The organism is Streptomyces sp. NPDC020996, assembly GCF_040641355.1.
Classification (GTDB): Bacteria; Actinomycetota; Actinomycetes; order Streptomycetales; family Streptomycetaceae; genus Streptomyces.
This window is the reverse complement of sequence record NZ_JBFADM010000040.1, coordinates 41,556-58,654: the sequence shown is the minus strand read 5'-3', so window position 1 is coordinate 58,654 and position 17,099 is coordinate 41,556. Positions and strand designations below refer to the sequence as shown.

Sequence of the window (17,099 nt, the reverse complement as noted above, 5' to 3'; positions counted from 1 at the left end):
GGGGCCCACGCGGGGCCCCGCGCCGGAGGACGCGGAGGCGGGACGGCCGGCGTCCCGTTCGGGTCAGCCCGGGAAACGCCCGGTGGAGCGCAGCTGCCAGCGGCGTTCCGCGTAGGCCAGGTCGTCGCGCCACAGCCGTCCGGCCGTCGCCTCCATGAACCGGCGCAGCACCGGGGCCATCCTGCGGGCCACGGCGAACCCGGGCCGTTCGGAGGAGGCGACGACGGCCTCGACGACGGTGGTGCGGGGACGGCCCCGCTCGTCCGGACCCAGCGGGGTGGCGTGCGTCTCGACGACCGAACCCCGCCCCTCGCCCTCGGTGATGCGCATGACGACCGTGCGCGGTCCGGGGGTGGTGAAGACCGCCCGCACCGGCACGACGAGCCGTCCCGCGACCTTGAAGGAGACGTCCACGGTGAAGCCGTCGTCGGCGTCCGCCCCGCCCTGGTCCGTCCCGTCCCCGCCCGGCGTGCCGACGACCGTGAGGTCGACGAAGGAGTACGGATGGAACCAGGCCCCGTGCCACGGGTCGAGCCGGTTGGCGACGACGTCCTCGGGCTCGCACACCCCCACCCCGGTGTAGACGGCCGCGACGGAGCGGGCCGGCTCCGGGCGGGGCGGTACGACGGGGGCGTCCAGCGGCGCCTCGCCGCCCACCGGGTCCAGGCGCACCCAGACCAGGACACCGTCGTCGTGCACGGGCAGCGGCTCCCAGCCGGCGAACGGCGCCCCGTCCAGGGCCAGCCCGTGCCAGTGGCACACGAGCGTCCCGCAGCGCACCGGGCTGTCCGCGAGCGGCGCGCCCAGGTGCGGGCAGACGCCGGGACCCGCCGCCAGCCGCCCGTCGGCGGTGCGCCACACCACGACCTCCTGCCCGGCCACCGTGCCGGACAGGGGCCGGTCGCCGCGCACGTCACGCGACGCGCCCACGACGAACCAGTTGCCGGAGGGGCGCGCCTGGGCCCGCTTCAGCGCCTCGGCGATCACCGCGGGGCGCGCCTGGCGCCAGGTCGGCCGCTGCTGATCCCAGCGCACCGGGTGCCGGCGGAGCGACAGGGGATAGCGGCCACGGTCCTGCGGTCGGCGGGGCATCAGGCGACCCTTTCCTGCATCGGTTCGGACGCGGACCCGGGCTCCGTCCCGGCCGTCCCCGTCTGCGCGGTTTGCGTGGTCTGCGCGGTCTGCGCGGGAGAGACGGCGGCCATCCGGTCCCCGGCCCTGCGGGCGCGCAGCCTGGCCGCGATGACCCGGGCCAGACCGTCGGCGGCCACCACGGCACGGCGCCGCCGCGGGACCACCGCCCGGCGCTGCACCGAGCGGTAGCCGTCCTCGGCGACCGCGTCCAGGATCCCCCCGTACAGCACGAACGCCGTGCGGATGCAGGGGCGGGAGACCGGTTCGAGCATGGCCAGTCCGGGCGCCGCGTCCCGGTACACCTCGCGCGTCAGCCGCTCGAACTCCCGCAGCGCGGCGGTGATCCGGCGGTCGGGGCGTCCGGTGTCACGGCTCCAGCGCAGCAGGCCGCGGTCCACGCCGTGGGCCGCCAGCAGGTCGGCGGGCAGGTAGACGCGGCCGCGGTCGAGGTCCTCGCCGACGTCCCGCAGGAAGTTCGTCAGCTGGAACGCCACGCCCAGGGCCGCCGCGTGCGGCTCCGCCTCCTCGCGCGGGACGACCGTGCCGAGCACCGGCAGCATCTGCAGGCCGATCACCTCCGCCGAGCCGTAGGTGTAGCCGCGCAGGTCGCGGTAGGTGGCGTAGCCGGTGACGTCCAGGTCGGCGCGCATCGCGGTCATGAAGTCGGCGAAGTGCCGGTGGTCGATGGCGTACCGGCCCGCGGTGTCGGCCAGGGCGCGGACCACCGGCTCGTCGCTGTCCCCGGCGCGCAGCCCCGTCTCCAGCTCGCGCTGCAGCAGGGCCAGCCGCGCCGAGCGGTCGTCCGCGGAGGCCGCCGGGCCGCCGTCGTCGAGGGCGTCGACGATGTCGTCGGCCCAGCGGGCGAAACCGTACAGGGCGTGCACCGCGGGCCTGCGCTCCACCGGCAGCAGCCGGGTGGCGAGGAAGTACGTCTTGCCGTGCCGGGCGTTGAGCCGCCGGCAGTGCGTGTACGCCTGCCGCAGCGCGGGATCGGCGATGCCGGCTGCGTCGAGTTCGCGGTCGGTCACGCCGGCCTCCCTTCCCGGGCCTCCCGCACGACGGGCCGCGGTGGCGCGCCGGAGCGTCGGGAGCGGCCGCCGCCCGTGATCCGCGCCGCGGCCAGCTTCCCCGACACCAGCACGGTCGGCACGCCGACGCCGGGGGTGGTGCCGCAGCCGGCCAGGACCGCGTTGGCCGTGCCGCGCACCAGGTTCCGCGGCCGGAACGGGCCGGTCTGCGCGAAGGTGTGGGCGGCGGAGAAGGGTGAGCCGGCGGCGTGTCCCTGCGCCTGCCAGTCGGCCGGGGTGACCAGGCACTGTTCCTCGATGGCGGAGGCGATGCCGTCGAGGCCCCGCCGCTCCAGCTCGGTGAGCAGGGTGTTGCGGTAGCCCGGGGCCAGGTCGCCCCAGTCCGCCGCGCTGGGGCCGAGGGCGGTGTTGGGTGCCGGGGCCAGGATGTAGTGCAGGTGCCGTCCGGGCGGGGCGAGGCCGGGGTCGGTGGTGGTGGGACGGGTGATGAGCAGGGACGGGTCGCTCATCAGGCGGCCGGTCTCGGTGAGTTCGGTGAACGTCCGCCGCCAGGCCGCGCCGAAGGAGATGGTGTGGTGGGCCAGCCACGGCCAGGTGCGGTCCGTCCCGGCGTGCAGGATCACGGCGGAGGGGGAGAACCGCAGCGGCACCGGGCGCTTCGGGGCGTGACCGAGCAGGCGGTAGGCGACGGGCAGGTCGGGAGTGAGGACCACCGCGTCGCAGGGGATCCGCTCCCGCTCGGTGACGACGGCCGTGACGCGGTCCCCGGAACGCTCCAGCCGGGTGACCGCCTCCCCGAAGCGCAGCTCCGCCCCCGCGTCGGCGGCGGCGTCCGCCATGGCCCGGGGGAGCGCGTGCATGCCACCGCGCGGGAAGTACACGCCGGCCACGGTGTCCATGTAGGCGATCACGGCGTAGGCGGCCAGGGCGCGGGCCGGTGACACGCCCGCGTAGAGGGACTGGAAGGAGAAGACCCGCCGCAGCCGTTCGTCGCGCACGAAGCGGCCGATGCGCGTGTCCAGCCGGCCGAACCCGCCGAGCGCGGCCAGCCGGGCGAGGTCCGGGCCGAGCAGTTGCAGCGGGGAGTCGAAGTTGACGTCGATGAAGCGGCGCATCTGCGCCCGGTAGAGCTTCTCCAGCCAGGCGCGCAGCCTGCGGTAGCCGGCTGCCTCGCGCGCTCCGGCGAAGCGTTCCACCTCCGCTTCCATCGCCTCGGCGCCGGTGTGCACGTCCAGGGTGCTGCCGTCGGCGAAGCGCGCCCGGTACGCCGGGTGCAGCGGCAGGAGTTCCACGCGGGCGTGCAGGCTGTCGCCGACGGCGGCGAAGGCCTCGTCGGCGAGGTGCGGCATCGTCAGCACGGTGGGCCCGGTGTCGATGTGGTAGCCGCCCCGCACCAGGCGCCCGGCCCGCCCGCCGGGCGACTCGTCGCGCTCGACCAGGGTGACCCGGCGTCCGGCGCCGAGCAGGTGCAGGGCGGCCGCCAGCCCGGACAGACCGGCGCCGACGACCACGACGTGGTCGGTGCGCCCGGGAACGGTGCGGGTCATCGGCGCGCCCCCTCGTCCGCGGCGGTCAGCAGCAGCGAGACGGGGACCGCGCTGTCCGCCGCGGCGCCGGCGACGCCCGCGGCGTCCCCGGCGCCCGGGGTGCCGGTCGGTGGCGGCGCTGCGGCGGAGCGCAGCAACGCGGTCAGCCGTTGCCCGGCGTGCGGTTCCAGCGGGGCGGCGTCCAGGTGCCGCAGGCCCTGCGCCACCAGCCGCCCGATCTTGCCTTCCACGGTCCGCCGTGCCCCGGTGGCCGTGAACACCTCGCGTACGGCGTCCAGTTCGGCGTCGGACGCGTCGGCCCGGCCGAGCGTGTCCCGCAGCACGGTCAGGGCGTGCCGGTCGCCCGCCGCCTCGGCCCGCGCCCGGGCGACGGCGGCGAGGTAGGTCGGCTTGCCGGTGCGCAGGTCGCCCCCGGCGGGCTTGCCGGTGCGGCGGGGGTCGCCGAAGACGTCGAGGAGGTCGTCGCGCAGCTGGAAGGCGAGGCCGACGCAGCGGCCGGCCGAGCACAGCGCCCGGGTCGTGAGCGGGTCCGCGCCGGCCAGGGCGGCGCCCAGCGCCAGCGGACGCTCCACGGAGTACAGCGCGCTCTTGAGGCAGGCGGCGCGGATCGCGCGGGCGAGGGACCGCGCCGAGGTGGCCTCGCCGTGCGCGTCGAGGTACTGCCCGGCGACCATCTCCATCCGCATGGTGCTCCACAGCTCCCGCACCCGGTGGGCGGTGTCCGGCGTCAGCTCGGTGTCCGCGACCACGTCGTCCGCCCAGGCCAGGGCCAGGTCGCCGGCCAGGATGGCGGCCGCCTGGCCGAGTCGGGCGCTGCCCGGTCCGGCGGCGCGGGCGTACTGGGCGGCGACGTCGGCGTGCAGCGCGGGACGGCCGCGGCGCAGCGGCGCGGCGTCCATCACGTCGTCGTGGACCAGGGCACAGGTCTGGATTAGTTCGAGGGCGGCCCCGATCCGCAGGGCGGCGTGCGGCGCCGGGGGCGCGCTGCCGGCGCAGGCGCGCTGCGCCCACCACACGAGCCGGGAGCGGGTGAACTTGCCGCCGTCCTCCGTGAACCGCGCGACCCGCGCGGCCAGGTCCCGTGCGAACAGCGGGTCGACCGCCTCGGCCGCGGCCACCCGCTCGGCGAGCAGGCCGGCCAGGACCCCGCGCACCGCCCCGGTCACGTCGGCGTCCACGACGCGCGGATCGTCCGCGCCGGTCGAGTCGCCGTCCACGGCGTGCGGACGGGCCTCGGCGTCCACGGCGTGCGGATCGTCCGCGCCGGTCGCGTCGGCGTCCACGGCGTGCGGGTCATCCGCTCCGGTCATGTCGCCGTCCACGGCGTACGGGTCGTCCGCGCCCGCCGGGTGCGCGGCGGTCGGGGCGCCGTGCGGGGCGCCGTACGGCCGGTCGGCGCGGGGGCGGTCCGGCGGACGTCGGTCCGCACGGTGATCCTTCGCCGCGGTGGGGCTCATGCCGGTTCCCCTCATCGAGATCCTCGCGATCAGAGCTGGCGTCGTCGTCATCGTCGTCATCGGTTCCGCGCGGGCCGGGGCGACGGATGCGGCGATCCCTGCCGGATGACGGCTCTCACGCCGGCTGCTGCCGAATTTTCGATGCAAAGACGATGCGAGTTGTATCGGGGTGCATCGAATCCGCACGGTGGAGTGGTCGTAGTCGCTCTCAGTGGTGATCAGGCTCAGCAGAGGAGTAGCCATGACGACCGCACAGCAAACCCTCGCGGACCTCGACGAGACCGAACTCGTCGACGGTTTCCTCGCCGGGGACGAGGCGTGTCTCGAGGTCGTCCACCGCCGCTGGGGCCCGCTGGTGTACACCCTGGCCAAGCGCTCGCTGGGCGACGCGAGGGAGGCGGAGGACGTCACCCAGTTGGTGTTCCTCGCGGCGTGGCGGGGCCGGGCCGGGTTCGTCCCGGGGCGCGGGACCCTGCCGGCCTGGCTCGTCGGCATCGCCCGCCGGAAGATCGCCGACGCGCTGTCGGCCCGTACCCGGCGGACCGAGCTCGTCGCGGCGGCGGGCGCCAGGCTGCTGCTGACGGTCCCCGACCAGGGGGCCCGGCCGGAGGCGGCGCTCGACCGGGTCCTGCTGGCCCGGGAACTGGAGCGGCTGCCCGCACCGCAGCGGCGCGTGCTCAACCTCGCCTTCTACGACGACCTCACCCAGACCCAGATCGCCGAACTCACCGGATGGCCGCTGGGCACCGTCAAGAGCCACGCCCGCCGCGGACTGCATCGCCTCGCGAGCCGTCTCGCCGACGACGAGGACGAGTACGCGGCGTGACACCGGTGCACGAACGATGCGCGCACCGCGCCGGAGCCGGTACGGCTCGGTAGGCTCACGCGGGACGCGACCGCGCAGGTGACGTACCGCATCCGAACGGGTACCCCGGCGGGAATGATCCGGACAGGCGGGACCGGTGCGGGAGGAGTGAGCGGGACGTGCTCGAGGCGGACGTCGCCATCATCGGAGCGGGAGCCGCCGGGCTGTCCCTGGCGCACCGCCTGTCCTGCCCCGAGCCCGGCGCCCGACGGCTGTCCGCCGTCCTGGTCGACGCCCCGCCCGGCCCGCTGCGCCCGCCGCCCCGCACCTGGTGCTTCTGGGAGGCGGGCCGCGGCCGCTACGACGCCGCCGTCACCGCGTCCTGGCGGCGCCTGCGCGTCCACCGGCCCACCGGAGAGCCGATCGAGGACGACATCGCCCCGCTGACGTACAAGATGCTCCGCTCGGACGACTTCGAGTACCTGGTCGGTCACGACCTCGCACAGAGTGGACGGGTGCAGCGGCTCCAGGCGACGGTCGAGAGCGTCGAGGGCGTCCCCGACGGCGCGCGCGTCCACGCCCGGACGGCCGACGGCCGGGCCCTGTCCGTGCGGGCCCGCTGGGTGTTCGACTCCCGTCCGCCGGGCAGCCTGCCCGCCGCCCGGACCACGCTGCTGCAGCACTTCCACGGCTGGTTCGTGCGCACCGGCCGCCCCGCGTTCGACCCGGCCCGCGTGGAGCTCATGGACTTCCGCACCGCCCAGCCCGCCAAGGGTCTGTCCTTCGGTTACGTCCTGCCCACCGGCTCCGGGCAGGCCCTGGTGGAGTACACCGAGTTCTCCCCGGCGGTGCTGTCCGCCGACGCCTACGAGGCGGCGCTGCGCCACTACACCGGCACCGTGCTCGGCCTCGAGGACTTCGAGGTGGTCGGCACCGAGACCGGCGTCATCCCGATGACCGACGGTCCCTTCCCCCGGCAGACGGCGCCGTCGGTCTTCCGCATCGGCGCGGCCGGAGGAGCGACCCGGCCGTCGACCGGCTACACCTTCGCCGGCGTGCAGCGGCAGACCGCCGCCGTCGCGGCCGCCCTGAGCCAGGGTCGCCGTCCGGTGCCGCCGCAGCCCCACTCGGCGCGTTCCCGCGCCATGGACGCCGTCCTGCTGCACGCCCTGGACGGCGGCCTGGTGGACGGCGCGGCCTTCTTCTCCGGCCTGTTCTCCCGGGTGCCCATGGCCCGGCTGCTGCGCTTCCTCGACGGCGGCACCCGCCTGCACGAGGAGCTCGGCATCGGCCTGCGCACCCCCGTCCTGCCCATGCTCCGCGCCGCCGCGGAGGTCCCCCGGCTGCCCCGCCGCCCCTTCCCCGGACCCTGACCGGCGTGCGCCCCACCGCACCCCCCGCGCCCCGCCCGGCGTGCGCCCCGCCCAGCCCACCGCACGCCCAGCCCACCGCACACCCCGCGCCCCGCACACCCCACGCCCCGCACCTCGCCCACCGCACGCCCCACACCCGACCACCCGCACCAGGAGACGGCATGACCTTGCTGCACGACGCGGACCTGGCCGCCGCGTTCGACCGCGCGGCACACGGCTACGACTCACTCGTCGCCGCCAACCCCGGCTACCACGCCCACCTGCGCCGCTCGGTACGCCGGCTCGGCCTGCCGGGTCCCGGCACGGGACTGCGCGTGCTCGACCTCGGCTGCGGCACGGGCGCGTCCACCGCCGCCCTGTGCGCCGCGCTGCCCGACGCCGAGATCACCGCCGTGGACGCCTCCGCCGGCATGCTGCGCCGCGCGACGGCCAAGCCCTGGCCGAAGGGCGTCCGCTTCGTGTGCGCCCCGGTGGAGGCCCTCGCCGAAGCGGGGGTCGAAGGGCCCTTCGACGCGGTGTTCGCCGGCTACCTCTTCCGCAACGTGACGGACCCCGACGCCGTACTGGCCGCCGTCCACCGCCTGCTCGCCCCGCACGGCCGGCTCGCCGTGCACGAGTACACCCTCAGCGGCCGTCCCGCCCACCGCGCGGTGTGGACCGCCGTGTGCCGGGGGCTGGTGCTGCCCGTCGCCACCGCGCTCGGCGACGGCGACCTGTACCGCCACCTGTGGCGCAGCGTCGTCGGCTTCGACACCGCCGACCGGTTCGCGGGCCGCGTCCGCGCCGCCGGGTTCGACCGGGTGCGGGTCCTGCCGCTGCCCGGATGGCAGACCGGGATCACCCACACGGTCGTCGGCCGCCGCGCCCGCTCCACCGCCGGAGGGCCGCGATGACCCGCGAAACCGCGCCCGCCGCCCGCCCCGGCCGGGACCGGCGCGCCGTCCACCTGCCCGCGCCGCCCGGAGCGCCCCGGGTGAGCGGGACGCCCCGCAGCACCGCCGTCGTCGGCGCCGGCATCGCGGGCCTCGCCGCCGCGACGGCCCTCGCCGAACGCGGCGTCGACGTCACCCTGTACGAGCGCGAGCCCTACCTGGGCGGCCGGGTGGGCGGCTGGCCGGTGGACCTGTACGACGGCTCGCCCGCGACCATGAGCCGGGGCTTCCACGCCTTCTTCCGCCAGTACTACAACCTGCGCGCCCTGCTGCGCCGCACCGACCCCGGCCTGGAACGCCTCACCGGACTGCCCGACTACCCGCTGCTCCACGCGAACGGACTGCACGACAGCTTCCGCAGGGTCCCGCGCACCCCGCCGCTGAGCGCGCTCGGCTTCGTCGCGCTCAGCCCCTCCTTCCGCGCGCGGGACCTCGTGCGGATGAACCCGGCCACCGCGCTGGGGCTCCTCGACGTCCGCGTGCCCGACGTCTACGACCGGCTCGACGGCGTCAGCGCCCACGACTTCCTCGAGGCGCTGGGCTTCCCGCAGGCCGCGCGCCACCTGGCCTTCGAGGTCTTCTCCCGCAGCTTCTTCGCCGACCCCCGGCGCCTGTCGGCCGCCGAGATGGTCCTGATGTTCCACATCTACTTCCTCGGCTCCGCCGAAGGGCTGCTGTTCGACGTGCCCCGCGACCCGTTCCCGGCGGCCCTGTGGGACCCGCTCGGCGGCTACCTGCGGCAGCACGGTGTCACCCTGCGCACCTCCACGGCCGTCGAGTACGTGTCCCCGGCCGCGGACGGGGCCTTCACGGTCACCGCGGGCGGCGCGGAGACACGGCACGACAGCGTCGTACTGGCCCTGGACACCCCCGGACTGCGCTCCCTGGTCGGCCGGTCCCCGCGACTGGGCGACGCCGCCTGGCGCGAACGCGTCGCGCGGCTGCGCACCGCACCGCCCTTCCTGGTCTCCCGCCTCTGGCTGGACCGCCCCGTCGCCCGGGACCGGCCCGGCTTCCTGGGCACCGCCGGCTACGGCTCCCTCGACAACGTCAGCGTCCTCGAACGCTGGGAGTCGCAGGCCGCCCGCTGGGCCGGGCGCACCGGCGGATCCGTGGTCGAACTGCACGGATACGCGCTGCCCGAGGACGCCGACCGCGAGGTGGAGACCAAGCGGCTGATCGACCAGCTCGGCCGGGTCTACCCGGAGACCCGGGCCGCGCGGATCCTCGACGAACGGCACGAGTGGCGCCGGGACTGCCCCCTGTTCCCGGTCGGCGGCCACGAGGACCGGCCCGGTGTGCACACCCCGCAGAACGGTCTGGTGCTCGCCGGTGACCTGGTGCGCACCGACCTGCCGGTGGCGCTGATGGAGCGGGCCGCCACCACCGGATTCCTGGCCGCCAACGCCCTCCTGCGGTCCTGGGGCGTGCGCGGACACCCGCTGTGGACCGTGCCCGGCCACGGCCGCAGCCGCCTGCTCGGAAGCCTGGCGGGCCGGGCCGCCGGCGGCGCCCGCCGAACACAGAGACGAACACGGTGACGAACACTCTGACGAAAGGGGAGGATGAAATGAGAATTCGGGGGTACCTGCCAGCCCGGGCGGCCGACCGGCCGTTCGGGACCGAGGGAGAGGGAACCAACATGACGGCGGCGTTGACGACCGAAGCCGGTGCGGGGCAACTGTCGGAGGTCGCCGACCCCTCCCGGATCGCTCCCAAGGACGCCCGCGAGCTGACCCGTCACTTCCTGGCGCGGCTGGCGGTGCTGGAGGAGGGCACCGAGGAGTACCAGTACGCGCGCAACACCCTGATCGAGATGAACATCTCCCTGGTGCGCTACGCCGCCGCACGGTTCCGCAGCCGCGGGCCGGAGGAGATGGAGGACATCGTCCAGGTCGGTGTCATCGGCCTGATCAAGGCCATCGACCGGTTCGAGGTCTCCCGCGAGGTGGAGTTCACCTCCTTCTCCATCCCCTACATCGTCGGCGAGATCAAGCGGTTCTTCCGCGACACCTCCTGGGCCGTCCACGTGCCGCGCCGGCTGCAGGAGGCCCGGGTGCAGCTGGCGCAGGCGACGGAGGAACTGAGCAGCCGGCTCGGCCGTACGCCGACGGTCGCCGAACTCGCCCAGCTGATGTCCCTGACCGAGGAGGAGGTCATCGAGGCGCGCCTGGCCTCCAACGGCTACAACTCCTCCTCCCTGGACGCCGCCATCTCCACCAGCGAGGACGGCGAGAGCGTCCTGGCGGACTTCATCGGCTGCGAGGACGCCGCGCTGGAACTCGTGGAGGACTTCCACGCCCTGGCGCCGCTGATCTCCCAGCTCGACGAACGCGACCGGCTGATCATCCACATGCGTTTCGTGGAGGAGCGCACCCAGGCGGAGATCGGGGAGCGTCTGGGCGTGTCGCAGATGCACGTCTCCCGCCTGCTCAGCCGCCTGCTGACCCGTCTGCGCGAGGGACTGCTCACCACGGGGTGAGCGTCCGGTCCACCGGGCCGCGGCCGCATGCCGCGGACCCCTTCCCCGTGCCTTTCCGCGCCCCGCCGGGAGCCGACGCACCCGGCGGGGCTCGGTCGTGCCCCCGGCCTCCGCCCGGGTTCGGTATGTTTCCCCCTCCGGCCGCCTCCGGGCCCGCCGCGCTCGGCGCCCCGCCGTACCGGGAGCGGCCGGGAGGGGAGGCGGCGGCACTGGGAGCGGAAGCACAGGTCGGGAGGTGCGGACGTGCCCGGACCGTGCGGCACGGAGATCGGGACGCGAGTATGCTCCCGACTGTTGTCGGCCGACAACGGTCGGGGCGGACGTGAGGCGGGGAAGGCAGGACAATGGTGACGTCGCAGCCGAGGGCTGCAGGGTCGGCCTCTCCCGTCCGCGTCGACGTCGGCGTGCCGTGGCAGTGGCGCGAGCCGACGGTGCTGCTGGTCGAGGACGACCCCGGCGACGCGCTGCTGGTGGAGGAACTGGTCGCCGACAGCGCCCTGCGGATACGGCTGCGGTGGGTCCGTTCGATGACCGACGCCCGCGACGCCCTGCTGCGGGAGAAACCGGACTGCGTGCTGCTGGACCTCAACCTGCCCGACGCCCGGGGGCTGGAGGCGGTCTCGCAGATCCGGGCGCAGGCCGACCAGGTGGCCGTGGTGGTCCTCACCGGACTGGCCGAGGAGGAGACGGGCCTGGCCGCGGTGGCGGCCGGCGCCCAGGACTACCTGGTCAAGGGGCGGGTCGAACCGGACCTCTTCGGCCGGGCCGTGCGCTACGCCATCCAGCGCAAGCAGGCCGAACGGGCGGCCGTGGCACTGCGCGCCAGCCAGCTCCAGGCCCGGGAGAACGCCCGCCTGGAACGCGGCCTGCTGCCGCGCCCGCTGCTGCGCGGCGACGGCGTCGAGGTCGTGGCGCGCTACCGCCCCGGCCGTTCCCAGGCGCTGCTGGGCGGCGACTTCTTCGACATAGTGCAGAGCACGGAAGGCACCGTGCACGCGCTGATCGGCGACGTGTCCGGACACGGACCGGACGAGGCCGCCCTGGGCGTGGCCCTGCGGATCGCGTGGCGCACCCTCGTGCTCAGCGGTGTCACGGGCGCCGAGCAGATCGCGCGGCTCGAGGAGATCCTCGTCGCCGAGCGGGCCCGCACCGAGATGTTCGCCACGCTGGCCACCCTGACCGCGGCGCCGGGTGAACGCCGGGCCCGCATCATCCGCGCCGGGCACCCGGGGATGCTGCTGCGCACGCCGGACGCGCGCGTGGAGTGGGTGGAGGTGCCGGCCGGACCGGCGCTCGGCGTGGTGCCCGGCCGGGCCCGGTGGCCGGTCGAGCAGTTCCACGTGCCGCCCGGAGCGGCGGTGGTGCTGTTCACCGACGGCCTGTTCGAGGGGTACGTCGGACGCGGGCCGGAGCGCCTCGGCGAGCAGGGGCTGCTGCGGCTGGCCCGGGAGACGGCCGGGCTGGCGCCGGAGGACTTCGTCGACGGGCTGATCCAGCGTGCGGAGGCGCTGGCGGAACAACAGGGCGGTCTCGACGACGACGTCGCCGTCCTGCATCTGAGCTGGAACTGAACGAGCCGGACGAACGGGTCGGAGTTGTGCGTGAGTGACAGGACGAGCAGGCCGCCGAGCGGTCCTCGGCTGACGGTGCTGGGCTGGTTCCAGCTGGTCGTGGCCCTGATGATGGTGCTGGTGGTGGTCGGCACCGTCATCGGCGCGCGGCTGCTCGGACAGACCGCGGACATCACCGACCGGCTGACCGACCGCGTCCTGCCGGCCCAGACCGAGGCGTACCGGCTGCAGGCGGCCCTGGTGGACCAGGAGACCGGGGTGCGCGGCTACGCCATCGCCGCCGACCGGCAGTTCCTCGAACCGTACTCCCAGGGCAGGCGGGACGAGGCCCGCTCGGCCGCCCGCCTGCGGGCGCTCGTCGGCGACCGGCCCGCCCTCCTGAAGGACCTGCGGTCGGTGGAGCGGAACGCGGACACCTGGCGCCGCACCTACGCCGAGCCGCTGATCGCCGACGTCACCGAAGGACAGCCGGGGACGATCGACAAGGCGACCGCCGAGCGGGGCCGGAAGGCCTTCGACACGGTGCGCGCCCAGTGGGCGGCGCAGACCGCCGACCTCACCCGGGCCGTGCACGCCGAGAAGGAACGGCTGGCGCACCAGCGGACCGTCCGCGCGGCGGTCCTCACCGCGCTGGTGGTCCTGTTCCTGCTCACCGGCGCGGTGCTGACGGTGCTGATCCGGCTGCTGGTGGCCCGCCCGCTGGCGGCGCTGCGCGACTCCTCCCGCCGGGTCGCCCGCGGCGAGTACAGCCACGTCATCACGGGCGGGGGGCCGAAGGACGTCACCGCCGTCGCCGCGGCCGTGGAGGACATGCGGCAGCGGATCGTCGCCGAACTCGACGCCTCCCGCACCCAGCAGGACCTCCTCACCCGGCAGGCCGCCGACCTCGACGTCCAGGCCGTGGAGCTGCGCCGCTCCAACGCGGAACTGGAGCAGTTCGCCTACGTCGCCTCGCACGACCTGCAGGAGCCGCTGCGCAAGGTGGCCTCCTTCTGCCAGCTGCTGGAGAAGCGGTACGGCGACAAGCTGGACGAGCGAGGCCTGCAGTACATCGCCTTCGCCGTCGACGGCGCCAAACGCATGCAGGTGCTCATCAACGACCTGCTCACCTTCTCCCGGGTCGGCCGGGTCAACGACGCCCATCTGCCGGTCGAGCTCGACCAGGCGCTGGACAAGGCGCTGGCCAACCTGGACACCGCCGTCACCGAGGCACAGGCGCGCCTCGAACGCCCGGAGAAGCTCCCCCGGGTGGTCGGAGACCCGATGCTGCTGGCCATGCTGTGGCAGAACCTGATCGGCAACGCCGTCAAGTTCCGCCACCCCGACCGCGCCCCGGACATCCGCATCACCTGCGAGGAGAGCGCCGAGAACCCCGGCAGCTGGCTGCTGAGCGTCACCGACAACGGCATCGGCGTCCCGCAGGAGTTCGCCGAGAAGGTCTTCGTGATCTTCCAGCGGCTGCACAGCCGGGACGCCTACGGGGGCACGGGCATAGGACTCGCCCTGTGCAAGAAGATCGTCGAGTACCACGGCGGCCGGATATGGATCGACCCCGGTCACACCGACGGCACCCGCTTCCGCTTCACCCTGCCGCTCACCGCCGAGGCCGGCGACGACGCGCCTCACGACACCGACGAAAAGGCCCTGACATGACCGAGCCCGGCGCCACCCCGATCGACGTCCTCCTGGTCGAGGACGACCCCGGCGACGAGTTGATGACGCGGGAGGCGTTCGAGGACAACAAGATCGGCAACACGCTGCACGTGGTCCGCGACGGCGAGGAGGCGCTCGACTTCCTCCACCGGCGCGGCGAGCACGCGGACGCGCCGACGCCGGACCTCATCCTGCTGGACCTGAACCTGCCCAAGTACGACGGCCGGCAGGTGCTGGAGCACATCAAGTCCGACCCGGACCTGTCCCACATCCCCGTGGTGGTGCTCACCACCTCCGCCGCGGAGGAGGACATCCTGCGCAGCTACAAGCTGCACGCCAACGCCTACGTCACCAAGCCGGTGGACCTCGACCAGTTCATCGCGGCGGTCCGCCAGATCGACGACTTCTTCGTCCAGGTGGTTCGGCTGCCCCGCAGCCACGGCTGAAGCGCCCCCGCGTGGGTGAGATACGTCTCGATCCGTGAGCCGATCGGGTCGGGACTGCATGCTTGCGCCAGCGGGGGTAGAAGTGACGGCGTGAGCGTGGTGAAGGCGAGCCGTATGGAGTGGACGTCCCGGGACGAGGACGACACCGCCCCGAGTGCTGAGCGGATACAGGCGATGGCGGGCTTCGACGGGGACGACGGTTCCATCGCCGAGGCCCGCCGCGTGGCGGGCGCGTTCCTCGGCAGAGCGCGGTCCCGGCACGGGGTGCCGGTGTCCGTGCGCGCGGTGGACGTGACCCAGCTGGTGGTGAGCGAGCTGGTCACCAACGCCCGCAAGTACGCGCCCGGCCCCGTGCTGACGGACCTGCGGATCGTCGGGGACACGGTCGAGATCGCGGTCTGGGACTCCGACCCGCGGCTGCCGGCGCCGCAGGCCCCGGACCCCGAGCGCCTCGGCCGGCACGGCCTGGAGATCGTGCTGGCCCTGGTGGAGTCCTACGAGGTGACACGCGAGCCGGTGGGCAAGCGCGTCACGGTACGGATCTCCCTGCGCGACACGCCCCACGGCGCGGCCGGCCGCCCGCTGGCCGCCTGAACCGCACCCCACGGCGGCGTCGATATGACCGCACCCCAGGGCGGGCGGCGCTGATACGACAGCGCCCCCGGCCCCGGCGCTGATCCCGCCCGCCCCGGCCCCGGCTTCACCGCGGCCGGGGTTTCGTCCGTTCGGCCGAGCATGACGGCGCGGTGCCCGGGCAGACGCCCGGACGCCGGGGCAGGTAATGGCGAAGACCCGGCACCCCAGCGGCGTTGCCCTCGATCCCCGAGCCGGCGGCAACGCCGCCGTGTGGTGTCCGACGGGGAATCCCGCCGCCGGGCCGGGTCCGCCGGGCTGGCAGACTGCGCGGCATGGACGTGGACGAAGCGCTGCGCCGCCTCGCGGAGGCGGACGGCGACCGGCGCAGACCGGAGTGGTGCGGCGGACGCTACCTCGCGGTCGCCTACGGCGAGAACCTGGCACTGGACGTGGAGCACCTCCGGTCGCTGGGCGCGGAGAGGTTCGCGGCCCGCGGCGCCGCCGCCTCCCTCTACGACGCCCTGGACCTGCTGGCCGACGACCTCGTGGCGGCCACCGGCGAGCCCGTGGAGGATGTGCTGGACCCGCTGGAGGACGACGTGTCGCCGGCCGGTGACGTGCCCCCGCTCTCCGAGATCGTGTCACCGCGCCGGCGCCTGCTCGCGCTGCTCCTGCTCGGCTTCGGCGGGCCCATGGACCTGGTCACCGAGCGGTTCGAGGAGGAGCACTACCTCGGCGACGCCCTGGCCCAGGTACCCGGCGCCCGCTTCGTCCTCCTGGCGAGCGCGGCCCCGCCGCACCAGGAGTTCGCGCTGGGCGTGCTGGAACTGGGCCGCCGCTAGAGCCCCGCCGGAGCCCGCCTCAGTCGCTCTCGTTCGGTTCCGCGAGCGCGGGCACGGTCGCGGGCCGTGGTTCGGCCGCCGGGGCGGGGCTGGTCGGGCGGGCGGTCAGCCGGAGCGCCACGGGCTCGGTCCAGCGGGCGGTGAGCGGGCCCACGACGACCAGGATGAGCACGTAGGCCGTGGCGAGCGGGCCCAGGGAGGGCTCGACCCCGGCGGTGACGGCGAGTCCGGCGATGACGATGGAGAACTCGCCGCGCGCGACGAGGGCGCCGCCCGCCCGCCAGCGTCCCCTGGCCGAGACGCCGGCCCGCCTCGCCGCCAGGTAACCGGTGGCGATCTTCGTCAGCGCGGTGACGACGGCCAGCGCGAGGGCGGGCAGCAGTACCGGCGGAATGCTGGAGGGGTCCGTGTGCAGGCCGAAGAAGACGAAGAACACGGCGGCGAACAGGTCCCGCAGCGGGGCCAGCAGGTTGTGCGCGCCCTCGGCGACCTCGCCGGACAGCGCGATGCCCACCAGGAAGGCGCCGACGGCGGCCGAGACCTGCAGTTCCTGCGCGAGCCCGGCGATCAGCAGGGTCAGCCCCAGCACCACCAGCAGCAGCTTCTCGGGATCGTCGCTGGAGACGAAGCGTGAGATGTGCCGGCCGAACCGCACCGCCGCCACCAGCACCAGCCCGGCGGCACCGAGGGCGACGGCCAGCGTGACACTGCCGGACGCCAGCCCCGTCCCGGCCAGCAGCGCGGTGATGATCGGCAGGTACACCGCCATCGAGAGGTCTTCCAGGACCAGGATGCTGAGGATCACCGGGGTCTCCCGGTTGCCCAGCCGCCCGAGATCGCCGAGCACCTTGGCGATCACCCCGGACGACGACACCCACGTCACTCCGGCCAGCACCACCGCGGCCACCGGCCCCCAGCCCAGCAGCAGCGCCGCCACGGCGCCGGGTACGGCGTTCAGCGCGGCGTCGACCAGCCCCGCCGGGTACTGCGTCTTGAGGTTGGACACCAGGTCACTGGCGGTGTACTCCAGGCCCAGCATGAGCAGCAGCAGGATCACGCCGATCTCGGCGCCGATCGCCACGAACTCCCCACTGGTGTCCAGCGGCAGCAGTCCGCCCTGCCCGAAGGCGAGCCCGGCGAGCAGGTACAGGGGGATGGGGGAGAACCGGAAACGCCCGGCGAGCCGGCCCAGCAGCCCCAGGGCGAGGATGATCGCCCCGAATTCGATGAGGAAGACGGCGGAGGAGTGCATG

Annotated in this window: 15 protein-coding genes; 10 read left to right on the top strand and 5 right to left on the bottom strand. The window is 74.8% G+C overall.

The features are described from left to right. Window positions 1–63: 63 nt before the first annotated feature. The 4 genes from AB0G63_RS25240 to AB0G63_RS25225 are packed head-to-tail and all read right to left on the bottom strand — an operon-like array spanning window position 64 to window position 5,166. The gene (locus AB0G63_RS25240) at window positions 64–1,092 is read right to left on the bottom strand and encodes a DUF5914 domain-containing protein (protein ID WP_360754244.1); all 1,029 of its coding nucleotides are present in this window, start codon (window positions 1,090–1,092) and stop codon (window positions 64–66) included. Further along, window positions 1,092–2,162, bottom strand: a complete 1,071-nt coding sequence (locus tag AB0G63_RS25235) for a phytoene/squalene synthase family protein (protein ID WP_360754242.1) — start codon at window positions 2,160–2,162, stop codon at window positions 1,092–1,094. Before AB0G63_RS25235 ends, AB0G63_RS25240 begins: the two co-directional genes overlap by 1 nt. Further along, window positions 2,159–3,709 (bottom strand): phytoene desaturase family protein, encoded by a 1,551-nt coding sequence (gene crtI, locus AB0G63_RS25230; RefSeq protein ID WP_360754239.1) that lies wholly within the window; start codon window positions 3,707–3,709, stop codon window positions 2,159–2,161. Before crtI ends, AB0G63_RS25235 begins: the two co-directional genes overlap by 4 nt. Then, a complete protein-coding gene (locus AB0G63_RS25225; RefSeq protein ID WP_360754236.1) occupies window positions 3,706–5,166 on the bottom strand; it encodes a polyprenyl synthetase family protein in 1,461 nt (486 codons plus the stop codon). The genes crtI and AB0G63_RS25225 overlap by 4 nt, the downstream gene beginning before the upstream one ends. 241 nt (window positions 5,167–5,407) lie before the next feature. Between AB0G63_RS25225 and AB0G63_RS25220 the strand changes: the two genes are divergently transcribed. The 10 genes from AB0G63_RS25220 (at window position 5,408) to AB0G63_RS25175 (ending at window position 15,846) form a co-directional block, all read left to right on the top strand. Next, window positions 5,408–5,992, top strand: coding sequence for a sigma-70 family RNA polymerase sigma factor (locus tag AB0G63_RS25220; protein ID WP_360754233.1), 585 nt, complete (start codon window positions 5,408–5,410; stop codon window positions 5,990–5,992). A gap of 158 nt (window positions 5,993–6,150) precedes the next feature. Then, window positions 6,151–7,344 (top strand): lycopene cyclase family protein, encoded by a 1,194-nt coding sequence (locus AB0G63_RS25215; RefSeq protein ID WP_360754230.1) that lies wholly within the window; start codon window positions 6,151–6,153, stop codon window positions 7,342–7,344. 161 nt (window positions 7,345–7,505) lie between these two features. Next, window positions 7,506–8,237 (top strand): class I SAM-dependent methyltransferase, encoded by a 732-nt coding sequence (locus AB0G63_RS25210; RefSeq protein WP_360754227.1) that lies wholly within the window; start codon window positions 7,506–7,508, stop codon window positions 8,235–8,237. After that, window positions 8,234–9,817, top strand: a complete 1,584-nt coding sequence (locus AB0G63_RS25205) for an FAD-dependent oxidoreductase (protein WP_360754224.1) — start codon at window positions 8,234–8,236, stop codon at window positions 9,815–9,817. The genes AB0G63_RS25210 and AB0G63_RS25205 overlap by 4 nt, the downstream gene beginning before the upstream one ends. Before the next feature lie 101 nt (window positions 9,818–9,918). After that, entirely contained in the window at window positions 9,919–10,758 is an 840-nt protein-coding gene (locus AB0G63_RS25200; RefSeq protein ID WP_360754222.1) for a SigB/SigF/SigG family RNA polymerase sigma factor, read from the top strand. Between the two features lie 344 nt (window positions 10,759–11,102). Beyond that, on the top strand, window positions 11,103–12,329 hold the full coding sequence (locus tag AB0G63_RS25195) for a fused response regulator/phosphatase (protein WP_360754219.1): 1,227 nt from the start codon (window positions 11,103–11,105) through the stop codon (window positions 12,327–12,329). Window positions 12,330–12,437: 108 nt separating this feature from the next. Next, a complete protein-coding gene (locus tag AB0G63_RS25190; RefSeq protein ID WP_360754300.1) occupies window positions 12,438–13,982 on the top strand; it encodes a CHASE3 domain-containing protein in 1,545 nt (514 codons plus the stop codon). Next, window positions 13,979–14,428: a response regulator gene (locus tag AB0G63_RS25185; RefSeq protein ID WP_360754216.1), complete on the top strand. Its 450-nt coding sequence runs from the start codon at window positions 13,979–13,981 to the stop codon at window positions 14,426–14,428. The genes AB0G63_RS25190 and AB0G63_RS25185 overlap by 4 nt, the downstream gene beginning before the upstream one ends. 174 nt (window positions 14,429–14,602) lie before the next feature. Next, on the top strand, window positions 14,603–15,022 hold the full coding sequence (locus AB0G63_RS25180) for an ATP-binding protein (protein WP_360754297.1): 420 nt from the start codon (window positions 14,603–14,605) through the stop codon (window positions 15,020–15,022). 314 nt (window positions 15,023–15,336) lie between these two features. Continuing rightward, a complete protein-coding gene (locus tag AB0G63_RS25175) occupies window positions 15,337–15,846 on the top strand; it encodes a hypothetical protein (RefSeq protein ID WP_360754213.1) in 510 nt (169 codons plus the stop codon). Between the two features lie 19 nt (window positions 15,847–15,865). On the opposite strand, the gene AB0G63_RS25170 is transcribed toward AB0G63_RS25175, so the two are convergent. Continuing rightward, window positions 15,866–17,098 (bottom strand): cation:proton antiporter, encoded by a 1,233-nt coding sequence (locus AB0G63_RS25170; RefSeq protein ID WP_360754210.1) that lies wholly within the window; start codon window positions 17,096–17,098, stop codon window positions 15,866–15,868. Window position 17,099: the final 1 nt, after the last annotated feature.